This window comes from Paraburkholderia sp. SIMBA_053 (assembly GCF_046534895.1).
Classification (GTDB): Bacteria; Pseudomonadota; Gammaproteobacteria; order Burkholderiales; family Burkholderiaceae; genus Paraburkholderia; species Paraburkholderia caledonica.
This window is the reverse complement of sequence record NZ_JAWRXU010001823.1, coordinates 1-233: the sequence shown is the minus strand read 5'-3', so window position 1 is coordinate 233 and position 233 is coordinate 1. Positions and strand designations below refer to the sequence as shown.

Here is a 233-nt window from a genome sequence, read left to right as displayed (position 1 = left end):
GCTGCGCTGCCATCGATGGCGCAAACGCACGAGCCCACTGCTCCGCCGCCCGCCGCCGCGCCCAGCGACGCACCAAAGACACGCGCCCAGGTGCGTGACGAACTCAGTCGCGCGCGCAAGAACGGAACGATGTCGTGCTTCGGCAATCCCGATCCCTATGGTCCAGGCGGTTCGCCGAGAGACAACACGCAGCCTTCGATCCGGACCTGGTAGCCTTCCACAGTCCGGTCCGC

At 67.4% G+C, this 233-nt stretch carries 1 protein-coding gene; it reads left to right on the top strand.

Going from position 1 to position 233, the window contains the following annotated elements:
• A partial coding sequence (locus SB753_RS41810) for a DUF4148 domain-containing protein (protein ID WP_410805788.1) occupies positions 1-213 on the top strand: 213 nt, incomplete at its 5' end.
• Positions 214-233: the final 20 nt, after the last annotated feature.